Raw genomic sequence first — 13,726 nt, 5'->3', positions numbered from 1 at the left:
GCTTTGCAAAAACACGTTGGACTAAGTTTCTTTTTACCTTTGCCCTCATTGAACTGTCGATTTAAATGGCATATTTAAGCCGAGATATGCCGGACCGAATACCGAAAGACCTCGGGGTGTGGTGAACTCCTTCGGCGCTGGCAGAACCACCACCGCAACTTTCTGGCCCACATAACAGTTTGGGTTTGTAATTGGTAGGCCAGCCTCTTCATCAATTAGGCAAATGAGTTCAGGTATGGTTACTGCTATTTTTCCGTTTCGGTAGCCGGCCATATTTTCATTTTTAACCTCGATACGGAAACGGTTTGAGTCATGTTCTGCATCTTCAGCTATGTCAATTGCCCCAACAGTAAACCCCTTTTCTGTCTCATAACTTACACCTGCGACCTCGCCTGTAAAGATAAGGTTTCCTTCTCCTAAGCGCGCAATTTCCTTCGCCACGTTAACACCTTCCTCTTTGGCTACTCTTACCGCCCTTCCCAAGGTCAGTGCTTTAGTTATTGTACCGTGTATTAATGCCTCTTTTATCTCGTCAACACGCATGGCGTGGTCGACAACAGCAATATCGTTGGCACTTTCCTGACAGATTGCTCGCATCAGTTGTTCAGCACGAAGGTCGTCGCTAACATTTTCGACTACAAACGTTTCGCCAAATTCATTTGCCGCCACCAGTGTGCCCACGGGAAGATTATTCAAATAGTAAGTTGAGTGTGTAATTTCCGGTACCGCCCTGCCGGCAGGGTCAGCGTCAATAACAACTGCGCCGTGCATAGCTGCCGTGTAAAATGCTACCGCAGTATTAGCTCCACCCATTTCACAACAGACAGTTCCAAAAAACCTGTCGCCACAGAGCGTCTCTAATTTGCGATAAGCCGCAGTAATTGCCGGTTCGGGACTTTGTGGTAAACGTTGGTATTCTGGCTTTTGCTTTTCTCTTAAATCCAGCGCGCCCAACAAATAGGGAGTGCAGATCAACGCATCATCTGGCGCTTCATCGAAGGTGGCCAACTTTACCTTGCGACCAGCGTCGTAAACTTCACGCATCAGACCTAACCCTTCTTCTATTTCTCCGCCGCCGCCTGTGCCCAATATGGTACAACCCAGCAGAATATCTTCAATATCTTGAAAACTAAGTTCTTTCATGACTTTACTCTTAACGATATTAGGTTTTTAACCAACGAGCGGCTAATAAATAGGTAAAAAATGAGACTAACAGAGCATCAAGAGCCTCTATTGGCGTGATAGAAACGCCATAAACCTGCCCTGCACTACCGGCGATCACGCCAAGAAACCACGCAAGACAAGCGGCGTAGTTGAATGTAGCCACATCGGTATTTGTTTTGTATCTACGCCCTTTTCTGAGAATGAAAAAGTCACAGCAATAAATGGCTGCGACGGGGGTGAAGAGTACCGACAACGAAAATAAAAAAGTCGAAAATTGTTCCAGAATATTCAACGAAGACGCGACGGCTCCCACTAGTCCCATGATGAGAATCACCAGGTATTGTCTCGTGCTATTCACTACCGCTACAGCGCCTAACGAAGCGCTATACAAATTGACAACATTGGTTAACCAGCTCGAGCAAATAAGTAAAATAAAAGCGAAAACTCCCAACCCTAATTTAATCATTAGCGCGAGAATGTCATCACTGCCATAGACACTTGCCGCCAAAGACGCTGCAATGTAGACAAATGTACTCAATAAAAAGAAGGGAAGAAAAGAGGCAGTCCAGGTATCTCGTTTAGTTCGGCAAAAGCGGGCAAGATCAGGCATCAGCACGATTGATACAATAAAACTTCCCACAACCGCAGAAACAGCGGTCCCGAAGCTCATTGTAGCGTCAACGACAGCTATTTCCTTTTCTGACGTAGCGCTTTTCACCAACAGAATAAAAGTAACTAAACCCATCACCGGAACCAACCAGGCTGACAGTTTTTCAATTTTTTTGAAACCGAAAAGTGTAGTTATCACAATCACAACACTGGCCGACAACTCGATCAGTACGGTAGACGATTCTGCCTGAGTGTAATGACGCAGCATGCCCTTTGCAGCCAAGGCGAATAAATCTAAGTTCACCCCGTACCAGCCCATAAGTGAGAACACAAAGCACAGCGAAACCAGTTTTGCTCCCCAACGTCCAAAAACGTGCCTTAAAGTCAAAAATGAGGTTAGTCGGTTATAATAAGCGACACGTGCGGTAGCGACACCAAATAAAGCCAGCAGTAAACCTCCCACCAGAAAAGCGGCGACGCTTGACCAAAAGCCAAGTGATTGTCCAATTTCGATGCCCGTGATCAAACCCGGTACAGCGAACGCAAGAGCACCGTTGACCATCCCTACTGAAACCCCCGACGTATGAGCACTTTCTGGTACAGGCTCCAAGGCGTAATCATTACCAGCCCCACCCATGGTGCTGGTAGCTGAGCTATCTTCAGTGCTTTTTTTCGCCTCAACTGTCATTAGAACTGATACCCAAGCTCAACGCCGAACTGCCTGGGGGTATTCGGCTGACGCATAAATTCAGACACACCATCTCCTAGCAAAAACACATCCTCGGCCATACGCTTGTCGAACAGATTGTCCGCATACAGTTGGAAATGCCAATCGTCACATGTTAAGCGCACATTTGCGTTCACGAATGCAGCTGAACCCGTTTTCAGTTCAGGGGCATCAATATTATAGTATCGCGGCCCGATTAAACTGATGCCTATATGGCTATCAAGCAACCAGTTTTCACCAATCTCGCCACTGTAATTCAGCGCAGCACTAGCGTTGTAATCACTTACCCACACCTGACTTAATCCTTCCAGAGTTGGGAAACTATCGAATTCAATTATTTCAGAATCTACGATTCCAAATCCTATCCGTGTAGACAAAGACGAACTGATAGCATAATTGACTTCGACTTCGGCCCCTTTTATTTCAACTTCATCAATACCCAGGTTTTCCAGCGTGAGCGTATCTACGTTGAATTGCGTGATTTGAGCATTAGCCTGTTCAATATAAAATACCGAAGCATTTAAACTTACCGCTCCCGACCAGTAACTGTCTTTCATACCCAATTCATAGCTGTCTGACAGCTCTTTATCGAAAGTTCTTGAAATGTCCGGTGCAGGCTCGTTAAATCCGCCACTGCGAAATCCTTTTGAATAGCCAGCATAGATAAGTTGTTCATTACTGAGCTGATAGGCTAGTGAAACCTTTGGTTGCCATTGGTCGAAACGTTCTTTCGCGAAGGTTTCTTCAGCATTGAAGGGGTCATATGACTCTCTGGAATCACTGTCATATCGCAACGCCAATGTTAGTTCGAGTTTACTCGTGACATCAATATTTGCCTGTCCTGCGACCGCCCACGCTTGCGAGGAATTAATGTCAGCAATAGTCAGGTACACATCTGAGTCACTAAAGTCGGCCCGCTTTTTCTGCACATCACCGGGAATATCGTCTAAAAAGTCAATTTGATTATCTCGCTCTTTGTCCTGATAAAAGGCAGAGAGCGACCATCTGAACTTATCAACCGGCTCTGCTGTAAATCGCGTTTCAACTGTCCAGGCATCCACGTCATTTTTACCCGCCGAAGCAAAGGGCGCTCGTAGCAAAAAATCACCATCAAAAATGACAGTCGGATCGGCAGTATAATCCCCATCATAGAAATGTTGATCGTTAGAACGGCTGCTCGCAAGAATTACTTCCAACTCACCCAAATCGTACATTTGGCTCAGGTGAGCACTTAATTCAACAACCTCCCGTTCGTCGAGGTTCATAATATTCTGCGAAGTAACGATGGAGAAATCGTTCAATTGGTCTGCCTCAATAGGCTGATAGTAAGCAAAACCTGCTTCGGTATTCGCATATTTGGCATTTAGCGTGAGCACCGTGAAATCGAATAGGTCAAATTGCAACTGACCAAAGGCGGCGTCCTCATCAAGCCCATCCGCTTTTGTTCCGCTAAATATATTGTCGATAAGACCGTTGAATCGGCTTATGCGACCGCCAACGCGAAAATAGGCATCATCGAGGTGACCCAGTTGCCCGGTTAACACTGCATCTAATGCCCGCTTTTCGCCGTTACCAATATCGAGGTTTACTTTCCCTTCCAGCTCATCACCAGGGCGTTTGGTAGTAATCAATACAGCGCCGCCTATAGCGCCGCGTCCGTACAACGCCCCTTGTGCTCCACGCATTACCTCAATGCGTTCAATATCAACCAGCCCCTGATTAATAAATTCAATATCGGGGGCCGTAACACCGTCTACCACAAACGCTAAGGGCGCATCACCGACTTGCGGCGTGATAAGACCGCGAATGTTAATCCGCGTCAGTCCAGGACGAAAATTATCCAAGGCCCCCAAATTTAGTGTTAGGGCTGCGAGATCTGACAGCGAAGATATACGTGCTGCCTGAATATCTTTAGACGAAAAAGCGGTAATAGAGTCTGGCACCGATTGGAGTGTTTCAACTCTGCCTCGAGCAGTTACCTCAATACGCTCAAGGGCGGGGTCTGGGCTGTTAATTTCATCAGCTCTGGTTGCGCTAAATCCAACCAGCAACCACATTGCAAGCCCAAATGTTAACACTTGTTGTTTTGACATTTCATTCCCCTCTTTTGCGGGTGTTATTCTCATTATTACTGATTGCGTGACTTTCCTTTCAACGTATTTCTATTGTCCAAATAACAAGCAAAATAATATTTTGTATATTGAGAAAAATCCGTACTATTAAGGGTTAATAAAGTGGAATAGAAGGACTTTATTAGCGCTACCGAAAAATATTATGCTTTTAATTGCCATAATGACTTGCAATAGCACCAGACAAACTGATAAACCAATGTCTGTAGTCAGACAAGATACTCCTCCTTATGAAAAAAGTGATTCGACTCGACAGCTATAACCGAAATATACTCGCCACCCTTCATCTGCAGGCAGATCTTACCAATGTAGAGCTCGCTAATCGGGTAAACTTATCGCCAAGCGCCTGTTTTCAAAGAGTCAAGATACTCAAAGAGGCTGGTTATTTTCGTACGTTTCACGCCGATGTAAACATTGAGGCCATGTGCGAGCACGTTTTTGCCTATGTCGAATTCACTCTCGAAAACAACAACGCAAGAACAAAACGGGAATTTACTAAAGCAATTGATAAAATTCCGGAATTTATGGATTGCATGGCGGTAAGTGGCGAAGCGGACTACATCTCATTTAGTTGTTTCGCCAATATTGCCATGCTAAATAAAAAATGTGACGAATTAAGCGCAATAGATAGCTTGTGTATTAAGCGCATTCAAAGTCGAATTGTACTGGAGCGTACGAAGTTCTTTCTGGGTTATCCTCTGGCACAATTAAAGTGGCTCGATGAAGCGAATTTCGATGAAATACGTTAAGAGTTTAACAGGCTCGAACATGGACTATTGCTTTGTTTCGAAGTTATGCCGCAACAACACAGTTGCGGCCGTTGGTTTTTGCCCGGTACAACGCTTTGTCAGCTTGCTTGAGTAATTGCTCTGGGTCTTGAGATAACGAAGCCGGCGTGGCTAACCCGACGCTCACACTAATCGGCAGGCCAGCAGTATAACTCTGGCACACAGTTTCCCGAATGCGCTCAGCTAAAATTAGCGCATTTTCTTTAGTGGTTTCCGGCAACAAAATAGCGAATTCCTCCCCACCCCACCGGGCAACTACGTCACAAGCTCTCAGGTGTTCCCTTAATTTCTCAGCGAGACTCTGTAGCACTTCATCACCTTTCATATGCCCATGAGTGTCATTAATCTTTTTAAAATGATCCACATCTATAAGCACCAGACAAACGGCTGAATGTTGATACTTTTTGAGTTCGCGATCGAACTTGTCCCGGTTATACAGACCAGTGAGACGATCTGTTTGCGCCAATTGTGTTACCAGCGCATTTCTCTCCTGCAGCTGAGAATAAGCTTGTGAACGCGTTTTTTCATAGAACCGAAATAACAAAATCACAACGATACTGGCTTCCACTACGTTAAGAAAAGCCCCCAGCCCTTGAGGCTTAGGAAAGTCCTGCCCTACCTGTTGATAAACAACATATGCACAGAATATGAATGCTAAACCCGAATACACGGTACCCAGCTTTCGTCCCACGAGAAAAAAAGTAATAGGTGGAATAACCAATAGCCACACCACCGAATTAGCATATCCTTTGGTTAGATACAGAAACAGGCAGACAGCAAAAGTGATTAAAAAAGCAAGGGATGCAGAGGCCACCACCACATTGCCAGTACGACGAAACCATGCATAAGCGGCAAGACTAACCGCACTTACAGCAGCATCCAGCATAGCCAAATCGTAACTATGAAAAACTATCGCGTTAATCAGACAAAGAATAAAGGGCACTGCACTGGCAATAAGCAAACAATGGAAAACCATTACTACCCGCCAGTAATCGCGATGAGAATTTGAAAACTGAGGAAACTCTTTATACCAAAATCGCCAGATTTTCATTTACTTAACCAACATAAAAAACTGCGCTGATTGTAAATGAGTCTGATTGCTGCGTCTATGAACCAGCACGTTCATAGTAAAAACTTAACAGTATCCAAGCCTATCAACAGCAAGTTTCAACAACAGACGTCAGAACACGATGGTGTTGTTATGACTGGAGGTTTAAAACATAAGATCATTTTGCATTGTTCGAATAGGCGCACAAAGAGCATCTAACCAATACTTTTAAGAACAGAACTGAATGGCGATACACCTTCAAATCATTGGTAAAAAAAATTGGTAAATCAAAGACCAATAATTGGTTGTTTATCTGGTAAAGTTTGTTTATATTATCCGCAACAATTAAATAACAACTAAATAACAGCAATGTCATTTTTGCTTGCACTATTAACATCGGAGAACATGATATGTCGGTGATATCAGGGAAACACAAGGACTATAGCCATCAGAAAGAACATTTCAGACTTTCACCCGTTGCCAAATTGGTAAAATTTGCGGCTTTCGCTTCAGTTGCCAGTTCTATTGCTTTTTCTGCAACAGCACAAGAAGCAGAAGATCAAGCAACTGCAGATGATAACGTTGAGGTTATCGACGTTGTGGGTACGCGAAGAACGATTCAGGATCAAATTGCCATCAAGCGTGAATCTACAACCGTTCTTGACGGCTTATCTGCTGAAGACATTGGCGACCTTCCTGCACTGTCGATTGGTGAAGCACTGGAATCTATCACCGGCGCCTCTTCTCACCGTGAAAACGGCGGTGCGACTGAAATTACCATCCGTGGTTTGGGCCCATTTTTGAGTGCAACCCATATCAATGGCCGGGAAGCAACTAACGGCAGTGGTGACCGCTCAGTTAACTTCTCTCAGTTTCCTTCCGAGTTGATGAAAAAAGTGGGTATTTACAAAACCCAGGATGCCTCGATGATTGAAGGTGGTGTGGCTGGTGTTATCACCTTAGAAACGTTGAAACCTCTGGATTTTGGTAAGCAACGTTTTCAGACTGAATTTAAGTTAAACGCCAACCCAGACGAATTCAATGTTGATAATTCACTACATAGTGACCTAGGCTATCGGGGCACAGTCAGCTACGTTGACCAATTCGAATTCAATAGTGGTCAAGAACTCGGCTTATCAATTGGTATTCAAAAGCAGGATATTAGTCAACCGGAAGCGGAATACCGTAGCTCCAGTCCAACTGGCTCTTCTCTTTGGGCTTGTTTGAATGATCCAACCAATTCCAATGAAGGTTTTTTCCGTAGTTCTGCTGGGGATTGTGAAGATCAAGTGGCCGGAAGTAACAATCAGGGTTATCAAACAGATATAAACTCGGGTACTGAAGCTGGAACACCTTACGCCTGGACGGGCTCCAGCCGAAGCTTCCGTCAAAACGAAACATCTGACGAACGGGATGCGCTATTCATTGGCTTGCAGTTCAGACCCTCAGATAGCTGGGACATCAACTTCGACGCCCAAATCTCTGATCGTGTCCAGTCGGAAGCCCGTCACGATTTACTCTTTTTGCAAAAGCGCGTTACTCCAGGCGTAACCGGTGAAAATTTAATTACCAATTCAGTGGGCGGCATTCTGCATTGGGAAGGTGAAGAGCGTTTTGAGTCAGCCGGTGAGCAGTTCTCTCGTGAAGAAAACTATCGCGGTTACGGGTTAAACATCCAGCATTCCTTTAGTGATGATTTGGTTATAGAGGCCGATTTCAGCTACTCTCAAACCAAAAGGGAAGAATTACAAATATCCAACCGTGGTCGCACCAGCGGTCGCCCGTTTTTCTCCTGGGACATGGGTGAATATATCCCCAACCTGACAGTCACCGATTTTGATGTAACGGATATATCCAATTTTACTGACAGCTTACGTACTCGCTTAGACCACGAAAATGTGCGGGAAAATGAAATCATGGGTGCTAGGCTGGATTTTGAATACTTCTTAGGTGGAGATACCTTTAGCAGCATTCAGGGTGGCGTCAGACGTTCTGAGCTCACTTTTGTGCAGTTCGGTGGTACCAACGGAAACGGCTCAAGAAACGAGTACAATTTAGATGAAAGTGTGACATCTGCTATCGATGTACTTGAAAGTTGCCAAATTGATTTCCCGGAATCTGATTTTCTATCAAATGTCTCTGATGGCGACCTCATTACCCATGTTGACAGTGCAGGTAACGTGGTAAGCAGTGGCACAGGGTCTTCGTGGGCAACTTATGACAATGTTTGCTTCTCCAAGGCAGTAGCTTTATCCACCGGTGCAGAGTTCGGTTACCCTGATGTCGAGTACGAGAATTCCGGTACAGTAGACGTGACAGAAAAAACCACTGCTGCCTACCTTATGGCAAGTTATGACACTGAAATGTTCGGTAAATTTATTCGTGGTAATTTCGGCGTTCGCGTCGTAGATACTGAGGTTACCTCTGTCGGCTTTAGACAAGCTGTCGAAATTACCGCTGATGAAAATGGCATATTCCAGCTCACCAGAAGCCCGGATGACATCGAACGTGTTGTCGGTGGCGGTGACTACACTGAAGTACTACCGAGTTTCAACCTGGTTGTAGACTACACCGATGACATCTTGTTGCGAGTTGGCATGTATCGCGGTATGTCACGCGCTGACCCATCGGATATGGGTTATAGCCGTGACTTTATTGAAGACTTGGGCGCAGACCCGACCACCATCAGCGACCTTTTAGTTGGCGTTAATGGCTCAGGTAACCCTGACCTTCAGCCGCTTATGTCGTGGAACTACGATGTGGCCATTGAATGGTATCCAAACGAAGACTCTATCTTTGCATTTGGTTTGTACCACAAGCAATTTAATGGTGGCTTCCAACAGCAAACGCAATTGGAAAACTTCGTTGTTAATGGTGAAGACATCGCGCTACCCATCACCAATTCAGTGACCACCGACGATTCAAGCAGCCTGACTGGTATCGAAGTTTCTGTTGCCTACCGCTGGGAAAGTGGTATTGGCGTGAAGCTCGGCTATAACTACGCAGACACTGACTTCGAGTTCGAAGACAGTAATTATGGTACCACATTTGAGACAGACCTGGACGGCGTTACCACTCAGCTTACAGAAGGCATCGTGCCTCCTGGTTCTGTACCTGGATTTTCCGAGCACGTATTTAGTGGTCAGGTGTATTACCAGGTTGGTGATTTTGATACTGCGCTTATCTACAAATACCGTAGCGAATACTTCCAACCTTATGTTAGCAATGGCACACGACTTCGTTTTGTTAACGATGTAGGTGTATGGGAAGCCCGCGCATCTTACAAAATCAACAAACACGTTCGCGTAAAAGTGGAAGCCATCAACCTGTTTAGCGAACCTCGCTCAGATGATTTCTATGTACTTGGCAACACCGGCCAGGTTAGCGATTACGGCCCGCGTTTGTTCGCCGGTATTAGCTTTAAATATTAATGATGTGATTCGACAAGATTTAAAACAAAAAATTTAAACATCATGGGTATGTCAAAAGTTACAACAGCCCTTTTGGCATATCCACTCAAGTGTGCCAGGTGAGCGTATTTGCCACCCCGCGTAAAAGATAGAGCAACACTTGGGAACTAAACTTTCAGGAGTAGAAAGCATGGTTAAAAAGTTATTTGTACCCGTCATAGCCGCAACAGCCTTAGCGGGTTGTTCAGGCAGTGATGATGCAGAGTTAGACAGCAATAGTCGCGGCAGTATTACCATTTCAGGAGGCGAGTTTATTGCCGGCACGACACTCACCGCAACGGCAAGCGACCCCGATGGCATTATTGCAGATACGCTTACGTACGCATGGTCCACTGGCGCTACTGGCTCATCATATACCATTACCGAGGCTGACGAAGGCTCGGTAATTTCTGTATCAGCAAACTATACCGATGAAGCGGGCTTCACTGAAGGTGTTGGTGCTTCAACTTCAACGGTTAATCCGACGCTCAATGTGACGGCCAGTGTCGTTAAAGGCCCTGTTAGCGGTGCAAGTTGTGAAATCTTTGCCGTGGACGACACCGGCGCAGCAGTAACACCAGCTCAGGCATCGTCAACAACAGACGAGGCCGGAAGTGTTACCTTTACAGACGTGCACTTTGAAGGAAACGGCCTGGTATCCTGTACAGGTGGAACCTACGTTGACGAAGCCACAGGCAACACGTTAGACGCACCAGCGATGCGTTCAGTACTTAACGTTGTGGAAGGCGATGAAGACACGCCAGCCCCCTCCTATGTCGTATCGCCGTTAACTGAAATGGCCGTGCAAGGTGCAGAGTCAGACTTAAATACTTTTGCTGATGTCGCGGCAGCTTACAACCTGCGGTTTGGTATTCGTTTTGACGCCACTGAGGTGTCACCCACTGCTGTTGGTGTTACACCATTAGGTGCAGATGGCGCTGAAAATGCCGACAGATATGGTTCCGTACTTGCACTCTTATCTTCTCTGGATGCCAACGATGCAGACAATGATATGACTGCATTACTGGCTGAACTCGCCACTGATTTAGCTGATGGGTCATTCTCAGATGACTACCTTGATGCGCTGGAAGCGGCGCAAATCAGTTTGCAGACTACCTCTGCTGTTGCTGGAGATGTGGATTCATCAGTACTCGACCTTGTTGGCGCAGCCATTGGCTACAACAACACGCCGGTCGCCGCCATTATCGGAGGAACGTTGGAAGGTACTGTTGAAAATACGGCAATAGACCCACTTACCGGCATGGTAACGATTGACGATCCTAATTTCTTGGAAGACGCCGTTATTGCGCAAACTGACGTTGCTCTGGACTATGGTACTTTTAGTATCACAGAAAATGGCGAGTGGTCGTACACCGTTGACGTTGCGAATGAAACCGTGGCCAACCTGGAAGTGGGTAATTCAGTACGTGACTACGTTACCATTGAATCTGTTGATGGCACCACGGCTGAGATTTCCATTCGTGTAGCAGCATTAACTCAGGTCGTTAAACTTTCAGACACAGGCAGCGACACCGGTGAAATCAGGTTCAGCGTCGGCAACCTGCGCCAGGGTAAGCTAACAGCGTCTTTCTCGAAAGAAGAAGCTCTTGGTAGCGATGGTAACATTAAAGATGCCTATATTACTCTGTACGGTAGCTCAGGCAGTTCAAGTGAGTCACTTATCGACTTGCGAATTCAGGGTAATCAGACCGATAGCGACGGCCTACCTATTGAGCCTCGCTTCTTGGTACGTAACACTGATAGCGATGCGTATCCGGGTTCTATTGTCACAGCGCCGTTTGTTGAAGAGCAGTTTTACGACGTAGAAATTACCTGGAACATGGACAATGCCGAGCAACTGACCGTGAGTATTAACGGTGAAGTTATCGGTGGTGGTTCGTTCTCAACGGCAGCGGTGGTTGATTCCGACTTTACCGATTTAGATCAATGGTTTGTCGATGGTGTTAAAACCGTACAATTCAGATTTGGTGACAATGACAGAACCATTCCATTCGGCTCATTCTATGTTGATAACATTGCCGTGTATTCAGATACCGACGGCACGACAGCAGTATTTGAAGATGACTTCGAAGGTTACGCTGTTGGTGAAACGCTGGATGGTGACACCAGCCAATACAGCCTGGCAATATACTCTGAGGTTGTGGTATTTGATGTTGGAGACGGTGAAGCTGAACCAACCCCAGCGGTCTTCTTTGACTTAAAAGGCGCTACAACAAGTGATGCTGTTGACCCGGCAACGGGTGTGGTAAGCGTACTTGACCCAGATGCCGGCGAAGCATTCATCGTTCCTGCATCCACCGTTAGCACCTATGGTATGTTTACCATCATGGAAGACGGCTCATGGACTTACACTTTAGATACGGCCAACCCCACCATCGCAGCGCTTGTAAGTGGCGATCGCGTGACAGATACCATCACAATATCCTCTGTTGATGGCACCACTGCCGAGGTTGAAATTACCATATCAGGTGTAGGTGGTGACACAGGCGGTGCCAACAAGGTAGCAGTTATCAGAGACACCGACGCCAGTGACACCGGCGAGTTGCGCTACGCTCTGGGTGATGACGGCCCGCTTGCAGCTGGTAGAGTAACCGCTTCAGTTATGCGCCTGGATGATGATTTCGGTGACGGCGATGCCTTCATCACGCTGTTCAACTCTGCAACCAACAACGATGGTGCCATTCTAGACTTACGCATCAGAGATAATAGCTTCGGTGTACGCAGCCCTGGTGACGTGGATACCTCTGCAGCGACCGTAATATTAGATCAGTTCATGGATGTTGTTATCACCTGGGAATACCCGGAAGGTAACCTTGAAACGACACCTCTGGTGACTGTTGAAATTGACGGTGTTAGCTTCACTGCTGAAGGCTTCACTCCAGATAACAATTCAACGGGCGGTGTTACTCATGTGGCCTTCAGATTTGGTGACAATAGTGGTGTAAGAGCTGACACTGGCACCTTTACCATTGATGACCTGGTTATTTACTCAGACACCGATGGCACAACTGAAGTCTTCTCTGATGACTTTGAATCCTATCTTGATGGCGATTCACTGGATACAGACAACCCAGCTTCTGAGTACAATTCCAGTACTTCCGAAGCAACGGTAGAAACCATTGGTGAAGACGGCGGCCCGGGAACAGAAGGCAACAAGTTTGCTGAAATCCGCGACACAGATGCCTCTGATACAGGAGAGCTGAGATATGCGCTGGGTGATGATGGCCCGTTAGCCCAAGGTCGCTTTGAAGTGGCAATTAAACGTCTTGACGATGATTTGGGTGACGGTGATGCGTTTATCACACTGTTTAACTCAGCAACAAACAACGACGGCGCTATTTTGGATCTGCGTATCAGAGATGATAGCTTTGGTGTTCGAAGCCCAAGCGATGTAGATACATCTGCACCTACTGTGGTACTCGACCAGTTTATGAATGTAGTCGTGACATGGGAATACCCGGAAGGCAACCTGGAAGTAAACCCTCTGGTAACTGTTGAAGTTGATGGTGTGAGAATGACCACCGACGGATTTACACCAGATAACAATTCCGTAGGTGGCGTGACACACGTTGCAGTGCGCTTTGGCGATAACAGCGGTACAAGACCTGATACGGGTGTGGTATCGGTTGACAACTTTACCATCTACTCGGACACCGATGGTACAACGCAAGTCTTTATGGATGATTTTGAAGGATTCCTTGAAGGTGATTCATTAGACACGGATAACGCAGCGTCACTCTACAACTCCTCCACGTCTGAAGCTGTGGTAGGCGTAGAATAAGCTAATTATC

At 46.2% G+C, this 13,726-nt stretch carries 7 protein-coding genes; 3 read left to right on the top strand and 4 right to left on the bottom strand.

Annotation, left to right across the window (positions count from 1 at the left end):
• Positions 1–45 precede the first annotated feature (45 nt).
• The 3 genes from ACXACM_RS05400 to ACXACM_RS05390 are packed head-to-tail and all read right to left on the bottom strand — an operon-like array spanning position 46 to position 4,593.
• Positions 46–1,143, bottom strand: coding sequence for a DUF917 domain-containing protein (locus ACXACM_RS05400; RefSeq protein ID WP_474820318.1), 1,098 nt, complete (start codon positions 1,141–1,143; stop codon positions 46–48).
• 19 nt (positions 1,144–1,162) lie between these two features.
• Positions 1,163–2,461, bottom strand: a complete 1,299-nt coding sequence (locus tag ACXACM_RS05395) for a purine-cytosine permease family protein (protein WP_474820317.1) — start codon at positions 2,459–2,461, stop codon at positions 1,163–1,165.
• Positions 2,461–4,593: a TonB-dependent receptor gene (locus tag ACXACM_RS05390; protein ID WP_474820315.1), complete on the bottom strand. Its 2,133-nt coding sequence runs from the start codon at positions 4,591–4,593 to the stop codon at positions 2,461–2,463. Before ACXACM_RS05390 ends, ACXACM_RS05395 begins: the two co-directional genes overlap by 1 nt.
• A 266-nt stretch (positions 4,594–4,859) precedes the next feature.
• Here ACXACM_RS05390 and ACXACM_RS05385 point away from each other — a divergent pair, with 266 nt between their 5' ends.
• A complete protein-coding gene (locus ACXACM_RS05385; protein WP_474820314.1) occupies positions 4,860–5,378 on the top strand; it encodes an Lrp/AsnC family transcriptional regulator in 519 nt (172 codons plus the stop codon).
• Positions 5,379–5,421: 43 nt separating this feature from the next.
• On the opposite strand, the gene ACXACM_RS05380 is transcribed toward ACXACM_RS05385, so the two are convergent.
• Positions 5,422–6,468 carry a GGDEF domain-containing protein gene (locus ACXACM_RS05380; RefSeq protein ID WP_474820312.1) on the bottom strand — a complete coding sequence of 349 codons (1,047 nt, stop codon included), beginning with the start codon at positions 6,466–6,468 and terminating at the stop codon, positions 5,422–5,424.
• A 407-nt stretch (positions 6,469–6,875) separates the two neighbouring features.
• Here ACXACM_RS05380 and ACXACM_RS05375 point away from each other — a divergent pair, with 407 nt between their 5' ends.
• Complete coding sequence (locus ACXACM_RS05375) at positions 6,876–9,896, top strand: TonB-dependent receptor (RefSeq protein ID WP_474820310.1); 3,021 nt, start codon at positions 6,876–6,878, stop codon at positions 9,894–9,896.
• A 169-nt stretch (positions 9,897–10,065) separates the two neighbouring features.
• Positions 10,066–13,716 (top strand): VCBS domain-containing protein, encoded by a 3,651-nt coding sequence (locus tag ACXACM_RS05370; protein ID WP_474820309.1) that lies wholly within the window; start codon positions 10,066–10,068, stop codon positions 13,714–13,716.
• Positions 13,717–13,726 lie beyond the last annotated feature (10 nt).

This window comes from Alteromonas sp. AWQ4_252 (assembly GCF_056158205.1).
This window is presented reverse-complemented; position numbering and strand designations above follow the sequence as displayed.